The sequence below is a fragment of the Corallococcus carmarthensis genome, from assembly GCF_003611695.1.
Classification (GTDB): domain Bacteria; phylum Myxococcota; class Myxococcia; order Myxococcales; family Myxococcaceae; genus Corallococcus; species Corallococcus carmarthensis.
The window spans coordinates 1-20,786 of sequence record NZ_RAWE01000183.1; the positions used below are offsets into that span (position 1 = coordinate 1).

The window sequence follows — 20,786 nt, forward strand, 5'->3', positions numbered from 1 at the left end:
GTGCTACAGGGGTGTTGTCCGGGGCGCTCTCGGTGTGGACGGCGCGGCGCAGGGCCTCTTCCAGGTTGCGGGCGGTGGGGCCCACGGTGGTCAGCATCTGGTTGGCGGCGCGGGCGTGGCGGTTCTCCGTCTCCGCGGCGAGCTTGAGCTGGGCCAGGCCTTCGGACACGAGGCGGCGGGCGTCCTCCAGCTTCTGGCGCGCCTGGTAGAAGGCGACGTCGGTGAGCATGGACTGGAGGCTGCGGCGCTGCTCCTCCGTGATGCCGCCGAGCTTCTCCGCGCGGCGCAGGTAGTAGAGGCCGCGCTCCACCTTGGGGGGCTCGCCGGACGCGATGCGCGGGCGGGCCAGGGTCTCCAGGAGGGGGAAGAGGGCGCGGTCCAGGTCGTCGCGGTCGGTGAACTTCTGCTGCGTCAGCAGGGTGACGTCCTGGCCCTCCAGGGGGAGGGGCGCGTAGGCGTCCGCGAGGCGCGGGTCGCCGGGGCGGTAGGCGGCGGCGCCGGTGGGCAGGGCGCGGCCCTTCATCACCACCAGCTCGCCGTTCTCCTGCACGACGGTGAAGGTGCGGGCGTTGAGCTGGCCCAGGAGGAAGACGACGCCGCCGCCCAGGCCCAGGATGACGAGGAAGACGAGCAGCCGGGTGAAGGTGCGGCGGGCCCGGTAGCCGAATCCCTGCGGTGAATGGGTGGTCATGTCGCCTGCCCTCCGGTCGGACGGGCGCTGCGCCCGTACAGGTTGCTGGCCCTTAACTTGGGGCCTCCGGGGCCGACGGTATACTCCCGCGCTCGGAACAGACTCTTGCAATCCACATTTCGTCGCATGGGGCCCAGCGAACTGCTGCCCCGCTACATCTTCGCGGAGAGCCTGTTCGCGCGCCGCCGCGTGCTCGAGGTCGACGCCGTGGCTTCCACGGGCGGCGAGAGCGCGCGCTTCCTGGTGGAGCGGGGCGCGCGCACCGTGGTGGCGTGCGACGCCGACGTGGCGGCGGTGGAGGCGGCGCAGAAGGCCCATGCGCACCCGCAGCTGCGCTTCCGCGCCAACGTCTATGACGACCTGGAGGCGGGAAGCTTCGACCTGGTGCTGGTGACGGACCTGGCGCCCTACGTGCGCGCGCCGGAGCTGATGGCGGAGCTGGCTCGGCTGGTGGCCCGGCAGGGCTTCCTGGTGGGCGGCCTGCGCAACATCGCGGGGCTGGCGCTGCCGCAGCTGGTGGATCCGGAAGAGACGGTACCGCCCACGTACGGACAGCTGCTGGACGCGCTGACGGCGCACTTCCCCCATGTGGAGGTGGCCACGCAGTCGCCGGTGCTGGGCTATCAGCTGGCGTTCGAGCGGGGTGAAGGGTTGCAGGTGGACGGCTCGCTCGTGCGGCACAGCGAGGCGGCGTACTTCGTGGTGATGGCGGGCCTGGAGCCGGCGCGGGTGGTGGACCCCACGTGGGTGCAGCTGCCGCCGGAGCCGCTGGCCTTCACGCGCGGCAAGCTGGATGAGGTCGCCGCCCGGGCGAAGACGTGGGAGGAGCGGGCGGGGCGGCTGAAGGAGGCGGTCTCCAAGCTGCGCGCGGAGATAGGTGACCGCGAGGCGGAGGTGGTGACGCTCAAGCCGGCGCTGGAGGGCGCTCGGCAGGACATGGCCCGGCTGACCGCGCAGCTGGAGCAGGCGCGGGGCACGGTGGAGTCCGCGCGCGAGCGGGACGACCTGAGCAGCCGTTTGCGGCGGCGTGAGCTGGAGTTGCAGGTCGCGACGGAGCGGATCGCGGACGCGGACCGGCGGCTGACGGCGCAGCGCCTGGAGGTGGAGGCGGCGCAGCGCGCGCAGGCGGACGCGGGCGTGCAGGCGCTGGCCGCGCAGGAGTCGCTGCGGCTGGAGCGGGCTCGGCGTGAGGAGACGGCGGCGACGCTGGACGAGTCGCGCGAGCGGCTGACCCAGGCGTACACGGAGCTGCGCACGCTCCAGGACGAGCTGGGCTCGCTGCGCATCGACCGGGAGCGGGACCGGCTGGCGGCGGAGCGCGCGCAGGACGGAGCCGAGGACAAGCGCCGGCAGGCGGAGGCGGCTCGCGAGCGGGAGCTGCGCATCGCGGAGCAGTATTCGACGGCGCTCGCGGCGGTGGAGCACCTGAAGGCGGAGCTGGCGCGCGCGCAGGATTCGGCGCGGACGGCGGGCGACGCGGTGCCTGTAAAGGAGGCGGAGCTGGCGCGCGCTCGCCGGGAGCTCGCCGAGGCCCAGCAGCGGATGCACTCCGCCGAAGGGTCGCGCAAGGACGCGGAGGCGCGGCTTTCGGAGCGCGAGGCGCTGCTGCGCGGCCTGGAGACGGAGCTGACCGCGGCGCGCGAGGCGGAAGGCCGGCTGCGGCAGGAGCTGGAGGGTCGCGCGCAGTCGGAGTCGGCGGCCCGGGCGCTGGCGGCGCGGCTGGAGGAGGAGCTTCACTCGGCCGGGTTGCGGCTGGAGACGCTGGAGGCGGAGCAGAAGCGGGTCGAGTCCGCGCAGCATGCGGCGGGGCAGCGGCTGGCGGCGGCGGAGACGGAGCGCGTCCGGGTGGAGGCCGCGCTCGTGCAGGCCATCGACGCGGAGCGGGGCCAGGCGCAGGCACGGCTGGACGAGGCGTTGGTCCAGGCCCGCGCAGAGGCCGACGAGCGGGTGACGAACGCGCTGGCCGCCGCGCACTCCGACGCGGATTCGCGGCAGGAGCGTGCGCTGGCGGAGGCCCGCGAGCAGGAGGAGGCACGGCTCGCGCAGGCGTTGGAGGAGGCTCGGGCTCGTTCCGAGCGTGCGCTGGCGGAGGCCCGTGAGCAGGAGGAGGCACGGCTCGCGCAGGCGCTGGAGGAGGCCCGGGCCGACGCGGATGCACGTGTCGAGCGAGCGTCAGCGGATGCGCGGGAGGCGGCGCAGGCGCTGGAGGCGAACCGGTCCGACACGGATGCTCGCGTCGAGCGTGCGCTGGCGGATGCGGCGCAAGCACGGGCCGACGCGGACGCCCGTGTCGAGCGCGCGCTGGCGGAGTCGGCGCAGGCGCTGACCGAAGCACGGGCCGATGCGGATGCCCGTGTCGAGCGTGCTCTGGCGGATGCGGCACAAGCACGTGCCGACGCGGATGCGCGTGTCGAGCGTGCTCTGGCCGATGCGGCGCAAGCACGGTCCGATGCGGATGCCCGTATCGAGCGTGCGTTGGCGGAAGTGGCCCAGGCGCTTGAGGCAGCCCGGGTCGATGCGGATGCCCGTGTCGAGCGCGCGCTGGCGGAATCGGCGCAGGCGCTGACCGAAGCACGGGCGGATGCGGATGCGCGGCTGGCCGCGGCCCTGGAGGCGGCGGAGGGCCGGCGGGAGCAGGCGCTCGCCGAGGTCCGCGCAAGCGCTTCGGCTCAACGGAGCCGGCAGCTGGTGGACGTCGAGGCACGTGCGGCGCAGGCCCTTTCGGAGGCGCGTGCCGAGGCGGAGGCCCAGCGGGCCCAGGCCCTGGCGGATGTTCGCGCCGAGGCGGAGGCCGAGCGGGTCCAGCAGTTGGAGGAAGCCGCGGTCCGAGCGGCGCGGATGCTCGCGGAGGTTCGTGCCGAGGCGGAGGCCGTCCTGGCCCGGCGGCTGGAGGAAGCAGAGGCCCGCGCGGCCACCGCGCTCGCCGATGCCCGGTCCGAGTCGAGCGGCCAGACGGAACAGGTGCTCTCCGTCGTGCGCGCCGACGCAGAGGCTCGGCTCGAGGCCGCGGTCGAACAGGCGCGTTCCGAAGCCCGGGACACCCTGGCCCGTGAGGTGTGGGAGCACGGGGCCCGGCTCGCTGAGACGAACCAGGCCCGTGAGGCCGCCGAGGCGCGGAACACGGAGCTGGAGGCAACGCTCCGTTCGCTGCGGCAGGAGCTGACCGACTCGGAGGCCCTGGCGGCGCTCATCCAGGAGGACCTGTCGCGCGAGCAGAAGGCCCGGGCCTCGGCTCAGGCGGAGCTCGACGCGGAGCGGGAGCTGCGGCAGCGCGCGGAGACGGCGCTGGGCACGGCACGCGAGTCGCTGAACAGCGAACAGGAGCGGAGCGCTCGCTGGGAGGCGTTGCTCGCCGACACCCAGGCGCAGCTGCTGTCGGAGCGTGAGCAGCAGTCCCGCGCGCAGGTGGCGCTCGCGAACCTGCAGGAGTCGCTCGACGCGGAGCGCGCCCTGCGTGCCCGGCTGGAGGGTTCCGAGTCCTCGTGGAACGAGGCGCAGAGCGCGCTGGAAGCGGACCGGCTGCGGTTGGATGCCGCGCTGGGCGTGGCTCGCACGGTGCTGGAAGAGGAGCGCTCGCAGCGGGCCCGGTTGGAGGCGTCGTTCGCCCAGCTCCAGAAGGACTCTGCTTCGGCGCTGGAAGAGGAGCGCGCCCGGGCCGAAGCCTCGCGGGTTTCGGCACAGGAGGCCCGGACCCAGCTCGAGTCGGACCTGTCGGCGGTGCGTGCCGCGCGGCTGTCCACCGAGTCCGCGTTCGAGCACACGCGCCAGACGCTTTCGGAGGTCCAGGCCGCCTTCACCGAAGCACAGCGGACGAACGAAGCCGCGTTGGTGGAGCTGCGACAGACGCACGCGGCGGCCCTGGCCACGGCGTCGGAAGAGGCGCGTGGGGCTGCCCGGGAGCTGGAAGAAGTCCGTGCCGTGCTGTCGGACGCGAAGCAGTCGCAAGCGGCCCAGGACGCGACGGTGCGCGAGCTGCGCGCGGAACTCACCGAGGCGCGGCGGTCCGAGGTGGAGGCGCTGTCCTCGCTGGATGACGCTCGCACGAACGAGGCCGCGCTCCGTTCGGAGCTGGAGACCCTGCGCGCGGAGTCCGTGGCGCAGCGGGAACGCCTGACCGAAGCGGAGCAGGCGCAGGCCGCCGTCCAGGCCCAACTGGAGTCCGAGCGGCTCCAGTGGGAGGCCGCGACGCGCGAACAGCAGGCCCTCCGAGCCGAACTGGAAGCGTCGTTGTCGGGCACCGAGTCCCGCTACACCGAGGAGGCCGCGCGCCTCACCGCGATGCAGCAGTCGCTCACGGAGGCCGAGGCCCGGCTCACGACCGAGACCGCACGCGTGGCCTCGCTGGAGCAGTCGCTCGCGACGATGGAGTCCCAGCGGGCCGCCGAATCCACGCGACTGGCTTCGCTGGAACAGTCCCTCACCGAGGCCGAGGCCCGGCTGGCCACGGAGACGGAGCGCCAGGCTTCGCTGGCGCGGACGCTCGCGGAGGCCGAAGCCCGGTTCGCGGCGGAGTCCACGCGGCGCTCGGAACTGGAAGCGGCGCTCGCGGAGGCGGAGGCCCGGCAGGCCGCCGAGTCCGCGCGGCGTGCCGAGCTCGAAGCATCGATCGCGGAAGTTGAATCCAAGCAGACCGCTGACTCCACGCGCCGCTCCGAACTGGAGGCGTCCATCGCCACGGCGGAGTCCACGATTGCCTCCGAGTCCGCGCGCCGCGCCGAACTGGAAGCTTCGTTGAAGGATGCGGAGTCCCGCCTCTCCACGCTGGAGCAGTCGCTGGCGGAGGCGGAGAAGCGCGCCGCCTCCGAAACGTCGCGCCGTGTCGGGTTGGAAGCGTCGCTGACGGAGGTCGAGTTCCGGCTCGCCGCCGAGACCTCGAACCTCAGCGCGCTGGAGGATTCGCTCGCGCAGGCGGAGGCCCGGCTCGCGGAGGGCTCGCAGTCCCAGGACGCGGCACGCGAGTCCGAAACACGGGCGGCGCGTCTCACGGAATCGCTGACGGCGCGCGAGCAGGAGCTGCGCGAGGCCAGTGCCGTGCGGGTCTCCATGGAAGCGCAGCTGGAAGGCGCGCTCTCGCGGACCGAGCGTCAGCAGCAGGACCTGGACGAACTTCGCGCGCAGCTGGGTGAGAAGGAGCAGGAGCTGATGGCCCTGCGCGCGGAGACGGCCCGGTTGGGCGCCGCGCACCAGGAGTTGATGCGCCTGGGGTCCGAGCTGCAACGGGCCCACGCCGCGCTGCATGAGCGGAGCCAGCAGGTCGGCCGGCTGGAAGCGGAGTTGGTGGACGCCAGTGACCGGCTCGCCGCGACGCGCGAACACGCGGAGGTGCTCGTGGTGCAACTGGAGACCGCGCGCCGCTTCGCGGGCAAGGCCACGAACCTGGAGTCCTCGCTGGAAGGCCTGCGCGCCGAACTGGAAGTCGCGCGCGCGGACGCGGCCCGGCTCACGGAGACCCTCCAGACCGGCAATGAGCGCACGGCCACCCTGGAAGGACAGCTGGCGGACCTCACCGCCCGCGCGGAGCAGGAGCGCGCCGAACTGGAAGCCCGGCTCACGAGCGCCGCCACCGAGAAGGCCGAACTCCAGGTGCGCCTCGCGGAAGCCACCGCGCAGGCCGGCACGGAGACGGCGGAGCTGGAGCTGCGCCTCACCGAAGCCCTCTCGAGCGCCGGCACGGACAAGGCGACGCTGGAGCTGCGGCTCAACGAAGCGCTCGCCAGAGCTGGCCTGGAGAAGGCCGAACTGGAAACGCGCCTCAACGAGCTCCTCGCGAACGCCGGAACCGAAAAGGCCGAACTCGAAGTGCGCCTTGCCGAAACGCTCGCGCAGGCCGCCACGGAGAAGGCCGAACTGGAAGTGCGGCTCGCGGAAGCCACCGCGCATGCGGGCACGGAGCGGTCCGACCTGGAAGCCCGTCTCGCGGAGCTCACCGAGCAGGCCCGCGAGGAGAAGTCCTCCATCGAGGCACAGCTCGCGGACGTCACCGCCCGGGCCGCGGCGGAGCGTGCCGAACTGGAAGCCCGCATCGCGGACCTCGCCGGGCAAGCGGACTCCGCCAACGCCGAGCGTGATGAGCGGCTCGCGGAGGCCCAGGCCCGGACCGCCACGGAGAAGGCCGAACTGGAAGCCCGCCTCACCCAGTCCGCCGAACAGACCCGCGAAGCCCTCGCCGCCCTGGAGGCCCGGCTCGCCACGGCGCTCGAGGACGCGCGGACCGAACAGGCCGCGCTGGAGTCCCGCGTCGCCGCCCTGACCCAGGCCGCCGCGGACGCCGAGTCCCACGTCCGACGCGCGGACTCCGAACGCGAGCGCCTCCAGTCCGACCTCACGGTCGCCCGGGCCGCCCGCGTCCGCCTGGAAGGCCGCGCCAACTCCCTGGAGACCGCCGCCGCGGATGCCGCGCGCATCCTGGATGCCGAGCGCGCCGAACGCGATCAGCTCGCCACCCGGATCCGCGAACAGCAGGCCCGGCTGGAAGCGCTGGAGACCGAACGCGAGACGCTGGTCCAGGCCCTGGAAGAGGCGAAGGCCTCCACCTCCCAGCCCCCGGAAGACGTGCTGGAGATGGCCGCGGAGATGGAGGTCCTCCAGGCCCACGTCGAGACCATGCAGGACCAGCTCGCCGCCCGGGAGGCCGAACTGGCCGAGCTGCGCCGTGCCAGCGCCCCGGCCGCTCCGGGGGCCTCGCGCCGGGCCATGCCCGCCCTGGACGTCCCGTCCCCGCCCAAGAAGGTCGGCGAGCGCGAATAAACGCGGGCGTCTACACTTGCCCCCGTGGACGCAAGCGAACGCATCTTCAAGTACCACGGGCTGGGCAACGACTTCGTCGTCCTGGACCGCCGCCGCACGGGCGTGGACATCGACGCGGAGCAGTCCCGCTGGCTGTGCGACCGTCGCCGGGGCATTGGCGCGGACGGGGTGCTCGCCCTCCTCCCGTCGTCCCGCGGCCTTGCCCGCATGGTCGTCCACAACGCCGACGGCAGCATCGCGGAGATGTGCGGCAACGGCCTGCGCTGTGCGGTGAAGTATCTGGTGGACCATTCCGGCCAGCACCCCGCGCTCATCGACGTGGAGACCGGGGCCGGCGTGCTCACCTGCGAGCCCGGCTACGGCGACGGCGGCGTGGTGGGCGTGGACATCTCCATGGGGCCCGCCCGGCTGGTGGCCGCGAACCTGCCGTCCGGTACGACGGGACAGCCCTTCGTGAACGCCCCCGTGCCCGGCCACCCGGACCTGCGGGGGACGGCCGTGAACATGGGCAACCCGCACCTGGTGCTCCTGGATCAGCCCCTGGAGGCCGCCGAGCGCCTGGGCCCCGGCCTGGAACACCACCCGGCCTTCCCGGACCGCACCAACGTGGAGTTCGTCCGCGTGGACGAGGACGGCCTCACCGTCGTCGTCTGGGAGCGCGGCTGCGGCCTCACCCAGGCCTGCGGCACGGGCGCGTGCGCGTCCGCGGTGGCGGCGGTGCTGGCGGAGCGCCTGCCCTCGAACGCCTGGCTGCGGGTCACCCTGCCGGGCGGCGACCTGCGCATCCGCGTTCCAGGCGACCTGTCCGACATCCGGCTCCGGGGCCCCGTGTCCTTCGTCTTCGAAGGCGTTGTCGTGCTTCCAAGGGCCCGATAGCCTTCGGTTTTCCTCCCTTCTCCCCCTGAGTGCCGTGGCCGGTCCCATCCTCGTCGTCGACGACGACCTGTTCTTCCGACAACTCGCCACGGACCTGCTGTCGCGCCGCGGGCACCGCGTGGTCGCCGTGGAGAACGCCACCCTCGCCCTGGAAGAGGTGGCCCGGGCGACGTTCGACCTGGTCCTCACCGACGTGGTGATGCCGGGCGTGGACGGCTTCGCGCTCACCGCGCGCCTGCGCGAACGCGACCCCGAGCAGGAGGTCATCCTCGTCAGCACCCGCGAAGACGTGCAGGGTTCGGAGGTCGCGCTGCGCCTGGGCGTGGCGGACTGCCTCGTCAAACCCGTGGAGGAGTCGGACCTGCTGCTCGCGGTGGACCGCGCCATGGACCGCGCCCAGCTGCGCCACGAGCGCGCGCGGCTCCAGGACGAGAACCTGGAGTTCGCCCGCTTCCACAACCTCCAGCAGCGCTGCCTGGAGCTGCTCTCCCACCCGGATCTGGAGTGGCTCCAGGAGCGCGTCATCGCGGACCTGGGCGCGGTGTGCGACGCGCAGAGCGCCGCGCTGTGGGTGGTGGACGACCGGGGAGACCTGGCGTTGCGCTCGTACCGGGGCCTGCTCGACAAGCAGTTCCTGCCGGAGAAGATGAGCCCGGAGGGGCCGCTGTCCCTGCGCCTGCGCGAGGCCTCCCCATGGCTCGCGCGCGATGAGCGCTCTCCGGTGCTGTACGTGCCGCTGGTGGCCGCGGGCGAGGTGATGGGCCTGGCGCAGCTGTCCGACCCGCTCACCGGCGACTTCCGCATGGAGCACACGCGCGACGCGAAGGTGCTGGCGGACTTCGCCGCGGTGGGTGTGAAGAACGGCCGCAAGCTGATGGCGCTCCAGCGCCTGGGCCTGCGCGACCGCGACACCGCCGCGTACAACCTCAGCTACTTCACCGACTACGCGTCCAAGGAGATCTACAAGGCGCGCAGGTACGGGCGCACGTTCTCGCTGCTCACCTTCAGCATCGACAACCTTCCGCTGGTGCGCGTGCGGCTGGGCGCGCAGGACGCGAAGAAGGCGGTGCGCGGTATCATCAAGGCGCTCAGCAAGATCATCCGCGACTCGGACGTCATCGCGAAGGCGAGCGACCAGGAGTTCTACCTCCTCCTGCCGGAGACGGACTTCTTCGGCGCGATGATGTTCGTGCGCCGCGCGGTCGCCGCCGTGCGCGACGAGCCGGACGTTCAGGACGTGGAGCAGCGCCTGCCGCTCGCGCTCGTGGGCGGCGCCAGCACGTTCCCCAAGGACGGCGAGGACTTCGACGAGCTGGTGCACCGCTGCCGCCGCCGCATGGATGAGCGTCGCGCGTCGCTCCAGCGCCGGCTGATGCTGGACGGGCTGCCGTTCTGGGACGAGGTGGACCTGCTGCTGGGCACGCCCAACAGCCCGCGCCTGCCCACGGACGACCGCGCCGAACCCAGCCGCCGGGGCAAGGTGGCGGACGTGCTCTTCGACGAACTCCAGGTGGAGATCGCCCGGGAGCTGGTGCGCGACCCGGGCTCGCGCGGGCTGCTCTACGTGGGCGGCCCGGAGATCCGCGCGGACCTGCCGCTGGCGGTGGGGCTGGAGCAGGCGCCGCCGGACCTGTCCTCGCGCATCTACCTCTTGGGCCGGCGCGTGGACCTGGAGTCGCACGCGGCGCTCACGCCGGTGTTCCTGGAAGGGGACGAACGGGTGGCGCGCCACGAGTTCATCCTCTGGCTGTCGGAGAGTGCGTCGTACGCGCTCATCCAGCGGCGGGGGCGGGGCGCGACGTGGGGGTTCCACACCTCGGACACCGCGGTGGTGGACGGGCTCATCTCCAAGCTGCAGGCCGAATACGACCTGCAGCCCTACTGACGTCACGAAGCGGAGCAAGCGACCTTGGCCCAGGTGCGGAAGATCCTCATCGCCGACCCCGACCTCGACTCGGTGCGCGCCCTGTCGCGGGCGCTGCGCACGAAGGGCTATCAGGTGCACTACGCGCCGGATGGCTCGCGGGCGCTGGAGGTCGCGGTGCTCCGGCACCCGGACCTGACGCTCTTCGACGAGGCGTGCCGGCTGCTGGACGCGCGCACGTTCGTTCAAATCCTGCGCACCAACCCGCGCACGGAAGACATCCCGGTGGTGCTCACCACGTCCAGCCTGGACTCGGACCGGGCGCGGGGCATGCGGGACGGCACGCTGCGCAAGCCGTTCAACCTGGACGAGGTGCTCAGCCGCATCGAGCACATCTTCCGGCGCAACGAAGCGGCCAAGGACCTCAAGAGCGAGCAGCAGGAAATCGAAGGGTCGCTCAGCCAGCTCAGCATCCCGGACCTCATGCAGATATTGGGCATGAACAAGCGCAACGGGAAGCTGTCGCTGGAGCGCGGCGCGGAGCGCGGGGAGATCTCCGTCTCCGACGGCCGCACGGTGAACGCGCGGCTGGGGAGGGTGGAAGGGGAGAAGGCGCTGTTCCGCCTCCTGTCGTGGACGGAGGGCAACTTCACCTTCACGCCCGGCACCAGCGCCGCGCGTCCGCGCATCAACCGCGCCATGGACGACGCGCTCCTGGAAGGCATGCGGCAGTCGGACGAGGTGAACCGCCTGCTGCCGGGCCTGCCGCCGCGCCACACGCGGCTGATGCTGGCGCCGGAGGTGGACCTGTCCGAGGAGCAGCACCCGGTGACGGCGCAGGTGATGGAGCTCTTGCGCCAGCCGCGCGCGCTGGGCGAGGTGCTGGACCTGGCGCCCGCCACGGACATGGAGGTGCTGGGCGTGCTGTCCACGCTGCTCCAGAAGGGCGTGGCGCGGCCCACGGAGAGCGAAGGCCAGAACCTGGGCGGGGGAGACCTCATCGGCGCTGCGGAGGTGCACGCGCTGCGTGGTCGCCTGCTGCGCACGCGGACGCTGGCGAAGGTGGCGACGGCCAAGGTCTTCGTCTGTGGCAGCGGTTCGTCCGCGGCGCGGCGCATCCTGGCGCGGGTGCCCGGGCTGGAGGCGATGTCCGCGGATCCCACCGCGGTGAAGAGCGGCTTCGGGACGCTGGGCCGTCTGGAGCTGAGCGACGTGCTCAACGTGGACTTCTGCGTGCTGCCGCCCGCGGAGGCCGCGCGCCCGCTGTGGCGTCCGTTCAGCGCGGGGGCCATTGGCGCATTGCTGATGGACACCTCGGAGCCGGCGGTGCGGCTGGCGCACTACCTGGCGTGGGAGGTCCGCATCCCGCTGGTGGTGGTGGGCACGGAGATTCCCGCGCCGTTGCAGGGCGCCCCGGCAGGCGTGAGCGCGCCGGGTGAGGACCTCACGGAGGCCCTGCGCGCCATGCTCGTCCAGGCGCTCAACCCCGCGCCCACGCTGCCCGGCGTCACGCACGTGCAGCGCGCCGCCGTGACGCCCCACTGAGGCGGCACGCTCAGCTCCGGCGCTCCAGGACCATGGGGAGCGCACCCTTGGGCCTCAGCGTCAGCTGCGAATCGGGCTGCAGCGTGAAGCCGGGCGCCTCGCGCAGGCGGTAGCGCTGGGCCACGGTGGCCAGCACCAGCTGCGCCTCCATCAGCGCGAAGCTGTTTCCGATGCACTGGCGCGGCCCGCCGCTGAAGGGGAAGTACGCGAAGCGGTGCCGTTTCGCGACGGCCTCTGGGGCGAAGCGCTCCGGGCGGAAGGCGTCCGGCTCCTCCCAGAAGTCCGGGTGGCGCTGCGTGACGTAGGGGCTCACGTCCACCGTGGTGCCCTTCGGAATCTGGAAGCCGCCGACGACGTCGTCCTCCTTCACGCTGCGGCTGAGGACGATGACCGCGGGGTACAGCCGCATCGCCTCCTCCACCACCTGCCGCGTGTATCCGAGCCGGGGCACGTCCTCCACCGTGGGCGCGCGTCCGCCCAGCACCGCGTCCACCTCCGCGTGCAGGTGGGCCTCCGCTTCCGGGTGCTCCGCCAGCAGCGCCCAGGCCCAGCTCAGCGCCGTGGCCGTCGTCTCGTGGCCGGCGAGGAGCATCGTCATCACCTCGCTCACCAGCTGCTCATCCGTCATGCCCTCGCCGGTGTCCTCGTCGCGCGCGAGCATCAACATGGACAGCAGGTCGCCGGTGTCGTCGCCGCGCTTCCGGCGCGTTTCGATGATGCCCTGCACCGTTCCGCGCAGCAGGCCGCGCGCGTCCCGGAAGGCCCGGTCGTACCGCGTGGGCAGCACGGGCGGCAGCATGCGGAAGGTCCGGAACCGCTCGGCCATCTGCTGGCTGAGCTCCGTGAAGGCCCGGCCCACCTGCTCGGCCTGTGCCTCCACGGAGGTGCCGAAGAGGGCGTCCCCGACGATGCCCAGGGTCAACCGCAGCATCTCCTCGCTGAGCGCCACCGGCGTCCCGCTCGCGGCCGCGGGCTCCCAGCGCTGGAGCATCTCCTCGATCCGGCGGATCATCCCCGCGGCCATGCCCGCGATGCGCTGCCGGTGGAAGGCGGGCTGCGCCAACCTTCGCTGCCGGAGCCAGAAATCGCCGGTGCTGGTGATGAGTCCGTCGCCGGTGATCCACCGGCCCATGCGGTACGCGATGTGGTCCTTCGTGTAGTTCTTCACGTGGTCCTGCAACACGTGCTTCACGCCGTCCGGATGCGCGATGAGGTGCGAGCGCAGCGGGCCCAGCCGGTAGCGCACGACGTCCCCGTACTCGCGATGCATGCGCCCCAGACAGCCCAGCGCGTCGCGGCGGACGTCGGGCAGGATGCCCATCAGCAGGTGGCCTCGGGGGCCGGGAGCGGTCGTCATCAGGCGCTTCCTCCTGGGAGGATTATCGCTCTTTACGGAGGGCGTGCGGAGGCAGGCGCCGGAATCCGTCCCCCGCGCGGAATGTTTTCCCCATGGGTGCGGCACCTGCCGTACCGGAGAGGGGCGCACGGATGATCAAGACGCTGAGGGACGCGGAAGAACTGGTGCGCACGCGCCACGTCATCACCGAGGTGCCCACCCACGGGCCCACGTCCCTCGTCGAACAGGTCATGGGCGGCCGGCCCACCGGCAGCTGGCGTGACCACGCGAAGGGGCGCCTCGCGTACCGGCTGGGGCGCATGTTGCGCGCGTCGAAGGACGTGCTCGCGGTGCGGCTGGTGGAGGGCAAGGTCGCCTTCGTGGACCCCACGCTCTGGCCCGCCGTCTACCGCGTCGCCATGGAGCCCGCGCGCCGCCGCCCGTCGCTCCAGGGCCTGTCGGCGGACGCACGCACGCTGCTCTCCACCGTGGAGCGGGACAAGCGCGTCCAACTGGACAAGGAAGGGCCGTGGACCAAGGCGCGCGAGGCACTGGAGGAGCGCCTGCTGGTCCACTTCTCCGAGGCGCAGGATGACGACGGCCGCCACGTCGCGGTGCTGCGCTCGTGGCGGGATTGGGCCTCCGCGACGCTCAAGGCGGACGCGGCCCGGCTCTCCTACGAGGACGCCCAGGCGCGGCTTCGCGCGGCGTGTGACGGGGCGCCCACGGGGCTGGGGCCCTGGGTGTTCTAGCGGCGCTCCGGCTTCAGGCTGCCTCGTCCAGGACTTCCAGTGCGTCCCGGACACCCGGCAGCCGGGCGAGCAGCTCGTACTCCGCGGGCTGGAGCATGGACACGCGGCGGCCCGCGACGCGCTCCATCCACAGCTCGATGCGGTGGTCGCCTTCCGGGTTGACCCGGCGCGAGATGCGGGCGCGGCGGCCCTCCTTCTGGCAGGCGAGGATGTCCTGCTGGAGGCTGCGCAGACGGCGGAACACCTTCAGCGCCATTCGACCCTCGGGGGTGTCGAACGTGTGGAAATGCCGGTTCCGCGACAGCGGCCGGCTGGGATCATGAAGCCTCTCCACGAGGCGGCGCACGAAAGGGTCCATCGACGCAGAAGGATAACATCCGCTACCCTGTCCCTCAGCGATGCCCCATCGATTTCTGCCCCGTCCCTGGACGCTCGTCCTGCTCCTCCCGCTTGCCTGCAAGGACCCGGAGACGGCGGCCGCGCAGAAGCAGGCCGTCCAGGTCCAGAACTCCCTCTCCGAGGGCCGTGACGCGCTCACGCAGGGCCAGTACGCCCGCGCCATCTCCGCGCTGCAGAAGGCCACCAACGCCGCGCCGGAGAGCGTGGAGCCGCTGCTCCTGCTGGCCAAGGCCCACCAGGGCGCCGGCAACCCGGGCGCGGCCATCCTCACCCTCAAGCAGGCGGAAAGCCTCCTGCCCGGCACCGACCCCGTCATCCAGAAGCAGCTCGCGGACCTGTACCTGGGGGAGGGGCAGACACCCCAGGCCATCTCCACGCTCGTCGCCCTGCGCAACGAGGGCAAGCTGCCCAACGAGGACATCCTGGCGCTGGCCCGCCTCCAGGCGCGGCAGGGGCACGCGGACGAGGCCTTCACCACGCTGGAGCGCATCCTCCGGGAGAACCCGGACGACGCCGCGACGAAGACGGTGGAGGCCGAAATCCTCCTCATGAAGGGCGAGGAGCTGCTCGCGGCCAACCTCATGGACCGCGTGCTCCAGGCCTCGCCCAGCTTCACGCCCGCGCGGCTGCTGCGCGCGCGCTACTTCCTGATGAGCGGCGTCTACGACATGGCGGAAGCGGACCTCCAGGCCGTGCCGCCCGAGGACGCGGACACCACGGACGTGGTGGCGATGAAGGCCCGCGTGATGATGGAGATGAAGCGCCCGGCGGAAGCGGAAGGCGCGCTCAAGAAGCTGCTGGAGGACGACGCGGACAACGTGGAGGCCACCGTGTGGCTCGCGGAGATCATCTGCGCCCAGGGCCGCGCGTCGGAGGCCCAGCCGCTGGTGGAGCGGGCGCTGCATCTGCGCCCCCGCTTCCCCCGCGCCCTCTACGTTCGCGGACGCGTGCTGGAGGAGCAGGGAGACGCGCGCGCGGCGGAGGACAGCTACCGCTTCGCCCTCAAGACGGAGCCCGCCTTCGCGCCCGCGCTGTCGCGCATGTGGCGGCTGCACCTGAAGGCCGGCCGCAAGCCGGAGGCGCAGGAGGTCCTGGAGCGGCTGATGGGGCTGGGCGAGGCGACCGTGGAGGAGAAGGCCACGCTCGCGAGCCTCTACGCCCAGTTCGAGACGCAGCTGCCGCGCGGCAAGAAGCTCATCGAAGAGGCCCTGAAGCGCGAGCCGCAGAACCCCGAGTACCTGCGCATCCAGAAGGCCATCGACAAGGCGACGCCCAAGAAGAAGAAGGCCTCGTCGGGGCCCATCATCATCCGCGGGCGGCGCTGAGCGCGGCGGCGGAGGAGGGCAGCCCCTCCGCGTCCGCGACCACCTTCTCCAGCGCCTTGAGTCCCTTGCGCTGGCCCACCGCCACGACGAGCAGGTTCTCCCGGGTGAAGTAGCGCCGGGCCACCTCGCGCACGCGCGCGGCCGTCTGCCGGTCCACCTGATCCGCGCGGTGGCCGAACGTCTCCGGAGGACGGAACAACTCCACGCCGCCGAACCACCCGGCCAGCTCGCCCGGTGAGTCCTGGGAGAACTCCAGCAGCATGCGGTGGCGGCGCTTGGCGCGGTTCAGCTCCTCCTCGCTCGCCTCCTTCTCGCAGAGCTCGGAGAGGACGCGCAGCGACTCCGCCACCACCAGCGACGCCTTCTCCGGCGCGCTGGCCGCTTCAATCTCGAAGAGGCTGATGTCGTGGTACGTGTCCAGCCCGGCCTGCACCGAGTACGCGAGGCCGCGCTTCTCCACGATTTCGAACGGCAGCCGCGACGACAGCCCGTCGTCCAGCAGGCGCCGCAGAATCTGGAGCGCGGGGAAGTCCTCGTGCTGCTCCGGCACGGCGCGGAAGGTGAGCTTGAACTCCGTCTGCGACTCGTCGTGGGTGACGAAGTGGAAGTGCGGCCCGGGGCCCAACAGGGCCGGCGCGCTCTCCGTGGTGGCGCTGCCCTTCGGAAGGTGGGCGAAGGCGCGCTCGGCCAGCTCCAGCACCTCCGAGTGCTTCACCCTGCCCGCGGCGGACACCACCAGGTTGCCGGCCACGTAGTGCCGGGCGAAGTGCTCCAGCACCTGGGCGTGGGTGAGGGCCTTCACGGACTCGCGGGTGCCGGCGATCTTGAGGGACAGCGGGTGGCCGGGGAACAGCAGGCGCTTGGACAGGTTGTCCAGGTCGATGTCGCGCCCCTTGTCGTCCACCTCGTCGAGCATCTCCTCCAGGATGATCTGCCGCTCCACCTCCATGTCGGTGAGGCGGGGGCGGGTGAGCATGTCGCCGATGACGTCCAGGCCCACGCGCAGGTGCGCCGGGTGCAGCGGCGTGTAGTAGTAGCCGTGGTCCCGGGTGGTGGCGCCGTTGAGGTTGCCGCCCACTTCCTCCACGGCGGCGTTCATCTTCACCGTGTCCGGCCAGCCCTCGCTTCCCCGGAAGAAGAGGTGCTCCAGGTAGTGGCTGACGCCGTTGTTCTCCACCGTCTCATGCCGGCTGCCGGTCCTCACGTAGACGGCCAGCAGGGCGGTGTGCAGGTGGGGCGTTTCGACGGTGACGACGCGCAGCCCGGAGGGCAGCACGTCCCGGTACGGTGTAAAGCTCATGCGCGAGGAAGCCTTAACACGAAGGTCGTCCCCTGGCCGGGAATACTCTGGCAGGAGAGCGAGCCCCCGTGGGCCTGGAGGATCTGTTGGCTCACCGCGAGCCCCAGGCCCGTGCCGCCCTCCTTGGTGGTGAAGAAGGGCTCGAAGAGGTGGCGGCGGACCTCCTCCGTCATGCCGTTGCCGGTGTCGCGCACGGTCACCTCCACGTCGCCGTCGCGCGGGGCGGTGGCCACGGTGAGCTGCCCGCCGGTGGGCATGGCCTCGCGGCTGTTGCGCAAGAGGTTGAGGAACACCTGCCGCAGCTGGCCCTGGTCCGCGAGCACGCGGGGCGTGCCGGGGGCGAAGTCGCGCACCACCTCCACGCTCGCGCGCGCCAGCTCCTCGCGGGTGAAGTCGAGCACGCCGTCGAGCACCGCGATGATGTCCTCCGGCTCCAGGTCCGGCCGGGCGGGGCGGGCCATGCGCAGGTACTGCTCGGTGACGTCGGTGAGGCGGTCCACCTCGTGGGTGACGGCGGAGAGCAGCTCACGCGCTTCCGTGGCGGTGTCCTGCGATTCGAAGTGCGCGCTGTCCACCGCGTCCTGGAGCAGCTCCACGTTGAGGCCGATGGAGGACAGGGGGTTGCGCACCTCGTGGACGATCTGCGCGGAGATGCGGCCCACGGCGGCCAGCTGCTCCGCGCGCATCAGCGCTTCGGCCTGCGATTTGAGCTGCGCCTCGCGCGCCTGGAGTGAGCGGGCCATCTGGTCGAACTCGCGCGCGAGCAGCGCGACCTCGTCCTCGCCGCGCACGCCCAGCTGGGCGGAGTAGTCACCCCGGCCGATGCGGGACACGCCTTCAATCAGGGTGCGCACCGGGCGCAGCGTGCGGGCGGACCACGCGGTGACGCCCACGCCCACGCCAATGGCCATGATGGACAGCGCGATGATGGTGAGGCCCGTTCTGCGCTCGCGCTCCTCCGCGCCGTCCACGCGCTCGCGGATGCGGTTGCCCAGCGTCGCGCGCAGCACGCGCAGCTCACGGCCGATGGCGCTCTCCAACTGGCGCAGCTCGGAGGTGGCGCGCGCCACCTCCTTGCTTTCGGGGGACTCGGAGGCGAGCGCGGTGAACACGGCTTCCACCGCGTGTCCGTAGGCCTGGGAGTTGCGCGCCAGTTCGGCGAAGCGCGCGTCCAGCTCCTTGACGAAGGGCACCTCGCCCTCGGGGGCGAAGGTGAGCACCTCGCGGGCCTTGGCGCGGGCGGCGTCCAGGCGCTGGGCCATCTGGGGCGCGTAGTAGAGGCTCGCCAGGCGGATGAGCGCGCGGCGCGTCTCCACGCTGTTCTGCTCCAGCACGCGCTCGGTGTCCTTCTCCTGGCTGGTCTGGAAGGTCTCCAGCGCGGCGGCGTCCTGGGACAGCTGGAGGTAGCCCTGGCTGACGAGCCGGATCTCCAGCCGGTTGCGGTGCAGCTCCGCCACGCTGAACAGGGACACCGCCCCGAACGTCAGCAGCACCAGCGCGTAGCCCAGGAAGATGCGGGTGGCGAGCGAGAGCTTCATGGAGGAGGGGACAGGACATACGTCCTGGCGCGGGCGCATTACAGCGCAATCCCCGCCCCGCCGCCTGCTTCCCGCCGTCTGGACTCCACCTCTCCGGGGAGGGGGGCTGGTAGCGTCCTCCGCATGGCTCCGCGCTTCGTCCGCTCCACGCTCCTCGCCTCACTCCTGGTGGCCCTCACCCCCGCCTGCGGGGAGAAGGAGGTCCGTCCCTCCCTGGACCTGCTCACCACCGCCTGCGCCGGCACGCCGCCCCTGGCCGGGGTGACGCACCTGCGCTTCCGCGTGACGGGGCCGGGCCTCGGCGCATCCCATGAGCGGGTGTCGACGGTGGCGTGGATGGAAGAGGACGTGCCGGCCCTGCCGCCCGGCCGTGAGCGGGTGCTGGAGGTGCGGGCCTACGTGGGGAGGCCGGATCAGGGCGGCCAGCTGGTGTCGCTGGGCCGCTCCGCGCCGTTCGACGTGGCGGAGGGGAAGGCGCCCGAGGTGCGGGTGTTCCTGCGGCGGTTGGGGGAGTTCGTGCCGGTGAACCTGGCGTCGAATCCCGGGATGTGCTCGCCGCCGACCGAAGTGCGCGCGGGGCACACGGCCACGACGCTGCCGGATGGACGGGTGTTGATCGCCGGCGGCTACCGGCCAGCGCCGAACGGGACACGGCCGGTGTCGGTGACCACGGAGGTGTTCGACCCGGCGGACGGCACGTTCAGCTACGGGCCGGACGTGGGCGCGCGGGCCTTCCACACGGCGTCGCTGCTGCCGGACGGGAAGGTGCTGCTGACAGGGGGCGCGGAGTCCTTCGCCCCGGTGGCGTTGCAGCGAATGGCGCGCCTCGTGGACACGGTGAACATCACGGTGAGCGAACTGGCGCCCAAGGTCGCGCGCTACCAGCACGCGGCGGCGGTGGATGCACAGGGGCACGTGCTGCTGGTGGGCGGGCGTGCGGCGGACGGAAGCGGGGTGTTCACGGCGGAAGCGTTCGACAGTGACTCCGGCTCCTTCGTCGACGTGGCCGGCGACGTGCATCGTGTCGACACGACGCTGACCGTCATGGAGGACGGAAGGACCTTCTTGGTCGCGGGCGGCGCGGACACCATGGGGCCTCAGCCGGATGTGCTCGCTGTCGGATTCAACGGAACGGACCTTGGGCGCCTGTTGAACGTCCCGCCCCGGCTGCGGGTGCCCCGCGTGGGCGCGGTGGTCGCGCTGCTGGGACGGCCAGATGAAGGGCCTCGCCCGTTGTTGATGGGCGGCTTCGACGGCGTGGATCCCTCCCAGGGCGCGCGGGCCGTGGGCGCCTCCGAGGTGCTGGAGGACGTGATGACCGTGAGTGACGGCCCCGCGTTGATGCCCCGGAGCAACCCGTGCGCGGTGTCACTGCCGGACGGGCGCGTCGTGGTGCTGGGCGGACGGGGCACGGCCATCGGCACGACGTACGCAACCCCGTGGGCGGAGCTGATCACCCCGCACGCGAACGCGCAGCCCACCGTGCTGGGCCTGCCGCTGCTGCCGAATCCGCGCGTGTGGCACACGTGCTCCGCGCTGCCGGACGGCTCCGTGCTCGTGGTGGGTGGCGTGGATGACAGCACCGGGGAGATCCGCGCACCCCTGGACGCCCTGGTGGTGATGCCTCCGCCGCTCGACTGAAGGAGGAAGGGGCGGACATCCTGGTGGAGGTTCTCTCCAGCAAGACGCTTCCAATCACCCCAGGGTTTGGAGCAACTTGCGCTGGAGTTGGTCCGTTCCGATGGTCTGTCCCAGGCCTACCTCGTCCTGGAACAGCGATTCATCCGGGAGTAGATCGACGCGACATGAACGCACCGCGCAAGTGGTCCCCGGTTGCCCTCGTGCTGGCCCTGTCGCTGGGCTGCACCACGACCCGAGGGGGCGTGGGGCTTCGTTCGGACGGGACACCCAAGCCCGAGGACTGTCCCGAGGACGCATTGAACACGATGCGGATCCTTCGCCTGCGCGTGGGCGATGGAGCGAATGTCGCGCTCGACATCAATCAGGACGACGTCAGTCCCATCACGCTCTACGACGGTCCCGTGGAGAGCATGTTGATCTCCAGCCTCGGGCCTCTTGAAACGACCACCCGTCTCTACGGACGGGCGTGGACCGGTGGCCCCCAGGTGGTCGTCCGGTACTACGAGGCGCATCCGCCGGACGGCGACAAGATCCCCATCTGCGCCGTGGCGCGGCTCTCCAAGGGGCAGTTGCGGAAGCGGCCCGACTCCAAGCCAGGGACGGCCATCCTGGAGTTCTCCTCGGCGGGCGTCGACATCGTCGAGTCCTATCGCTGAAACACGAAGGCCCCGCGTCCCGGTGAGGGGACGGCGGGGCCTGGGTGCTTCAAGCAGGGCCGCGGATCAGGCGTTGGTCGGCGGGGCCTCGGACGGCTTCGCCTCGCCCTCGGTGG

Annotated in this window: 13 protein-coding genes; 8 read left to right on the top strand and 5 right to left on the bottom strand. The window is 72.1% G+C overall.

Annotated features, from left to right (window positions below; all coding sequences use genetic code 11):
• On the bottom strand, positions 1-691 hold a 691-nt coding region (locus D7X32_RS33280; protein ID WP_208752618.1), incomplete at its 3' end, for an IF-2 protein.
• A 126-nt stretch (positions 692-817) separates the two neighbouring features.
• On the opposite strand from D7X32_RS33280, the gene D7X32_RS33285 reads away from it, so the two are divergent.
• Genes D7X32_RS33285 through D7X32_RS33300 form a run of 4 tightly spaced genes read left to right on the top strand, consistent with a single transcriptional unit; the run spans position 818 to position 11,723 of the window.
• Entirely contained in the window at positions 818-7,438 is a 6,621-nt protein-coding gene (locus tag D7X32_RS33285) for a methyltransferase domain-containing protein (protein ID WP_120606600.1), read from the top strand.
• A gap of 24 nt (positions 7,439-7,462) precedes the next feature.
• Positions 7,463-8,314 carry a diaminopimelate epimerase gene (dapF, locus tag D7X32_RS33290; protein ID WP_120606601.1) on the top strand — a complete coding sequence of 284 codons (852 nt, stop codon included), beginning with the start codon at positions 7,463-7,465 and terminating at the stop codon, positions 8,312-8,314.
• Between the two features lie 34 nt (positions 8,315-8,348).
• A complete protein-coding gene (locus tag D7X32_RS33295) occupies positions 8,349-10,199 on the top strand; it encodes a GGDEF domain-containing response regulator (protein ID WP_120606602.1) in 1,851 nt (616 codons plus the stop codon).
• Between the two features lie 24 nt (positions 10,200-10,223).
• Positions 10,224-11,723 (top strand): DUF4388 domain-containing protein, encoded by a 1,500-nt coding sequence (locus tag D7X32_RS33300; protein WP_120606603.1) that lies wholly within the window; start codon positions 10,224-10,226, stop codon positions 11,721-11,723.
• 10 nt (positions 11,724-11,733) lie between these two features.
• Here D7X32_RS33300 and D7X32_RS33305 read toward each other — a convergent pair whose 3' ends face one another.
• Positions 11,734-13,080 carry a cytochrome P450 gene (locus tag D7X32_RS33305; protein ID WP_120606604.1) on the bottom strand — a complete coding sequence of 449 codons (1,347 nt, stop codon included), beginning with the start codon at positions 13,078-13,080 and terminating at the stop codon, positions 11,734-11,736.
• Positions 13,081-13,211: 131 nt separating this feature from the next.
• Between D7X32_RS33305 and D7X32_RS33310 the strand changes: the two genes are divergently transcribed.
• Complete coding sequence (locus D7X32_RS33310) at positions 13,212-13,811, top strand: RNA methyltransferase (RefSeq protein WP_120606605.1); 600 nt, start codon at positions 13,212-13,214, stop codon at positions 13,809-13,811.
• Between the two features lie 13 nt (positions 13,812-13,824).
• On the opposite strand, the gene D7X32_RS33315 is transcribed toward D7X32_RS33310, so the two are convergent.
• Positions 13,825-14,067: a hypothetical protein gene (locus D7X32_RS33315; protein WP_244239325.1), complete on the bottom strand. Its 243-nt coding sequence runs from the start codon at positions 14,065-14,067 to the stop codon at positions 13,825-13,827.
• A gap of 142 nt (positions 14,068-14,209) precedes the next feature.
• On the opposite strand from D7X32_RS33315, the gene D7X32_RS33320 reads away from it, so the two are divergent.
• Positions 14,210-15,535, top strand: coding sequence for a tetratricopeptide repeat protein (locus D7X32_RS33320; protein ID WP_120606607.1), 1,326 nt, complete (start codon positions 14,210-14,212; stop codon positions 15,533-15,535).
• Here the strand turns inward: D7X32_RS33320 and D7X32_RS33325 are convergent.
• Both D7X32_RS33325 and D7X32_RS33330 read right to left on the bottom strand, forming a co-directional pair.
• On the bottom strand, positions 15,516-16,835 hold the full coding sequence (locus D7X32_RS33325) for a M16 family metallopeptidase (RefSeq protein WP_120606608.1): 1,320 nt from the start codon (positions 16,833-16,835) through the stop codon (positions 15,516-15,518). The two genes, D7X32_RS33320 and D7X32_RS33325, sit on opposite strands and share 20 nt — an antisense overlap.
• Positions 16,832-18,373 (bottom strand): sensor histidine kinase, encoded by a 1,542-nt coding sequence (locus D7X32_RS33330; protein WP_120606609.1) that lies wholly within the window; start codon positions 18,371-18,373, stop codon positions 16,832-16,834. Before D7X32_RS33330 ends, D7X32_RS33325 begins: the two co-directional genes overlap by 4 nt.
• Positions 18,374-18,496: 123 nt before the next feature.
• Here D7X32_RS33330 and D7X32_RS33335 point away from each other — a divergent pair, with 123 nt between their 5' ends.
• A complete protein-coding gene (locus D7X32_RS33335) occupies positions 18,497-20,014 on the top strand; it encodes a Kelch repeat-containing protein (protein WP_120606610.1) in 1,518 nt (505 codons plus the stop codon).
• A 164-nt stretch (positions 20,015-20,178) separates the two neighbouring features.
• The gene (locus D7X32_RS33340) at positions 20,179-20,670 is read left to right on the top strand and encodes a serine/threonine protein kinase (protein ID WP_120606611.1); all 492 of its coding nucleotides are present in this window, start codon (positions 20,179-20,181) and stop codon (positions 20,668-20,670) included.
• Positions 20,671-20,786: the final 116 nt, after the last annotated feature.

Excerpts from the sequence above, each read along its gene's own strand:
- D7X32_RS33305 (WP_120606604.1), bottom strand. The coding sequence starts at position 13,080 with ATGACGACCGCTCCCGGCCCCCGAGGCCACCTGCTGATGGGCATCCTG.
- D7X32_RS33310 (WP_120606605.1), top strand. The coding sequence starts at position 13,212 with ATGATCAAGACGCTGAGGGACGCGGAAGAACTGGTGCGCACGCGCCAC.
- D7X32_RS33315 (WP_244239325.1), bottom strand. The coding sequence starts at position 14,067 with ATGGCGCTGAAGGTGTTCCGCCGTCTGCGCAGCCTCCAGCAGGACATC.
- D7X32_RS33335 (WP_120606610.1), top strand. The coding sequence starts at position 18,497 with ATGGCTCCGCGCTTCGTCCGCTCCACGCTCCTCGCCTCACTCCTGGTG.
- D7X32_RS33325 (WP_120606608.1), bottom strand. The coding sequence starts at position 16,835 with ATGAGCTTTACACCGTACCGGGACGTGCTGCCCTCCGGGCTGCGCGTC.
- D7X32_RS33340 (WP_120606611.1), top strand. The coding sequence starts at position 20,179 with ATGAACGCACCGCGCAAGTGGTCCCCGGTTGCCCTCGTGCTGGCCCTG.
- D7X32_RS33330 (WP_120606609.1), bottom strand. The coding sequence starts at position 18,373 with ATGAAGCTCTCGCTCGCCACCCGCATCTTCCTGGGCTACGCGCTGGTG.
- D7X32_RS33320 (WP_120606607.1), top strand. The coding sequence starts at position 14,210 with ATGCCCCATCGATTTCTGCCCCGTCCCTGGACGCTCGTCCTGCTCCTC.
- D7X32_RS33285 (WP_120606600.1), top strand. The coding sequence starts at position 818 with ATGGGGCCCAGCGAACTGCTGCCCCGCTACATCTTCGCGGAGAGCCTG.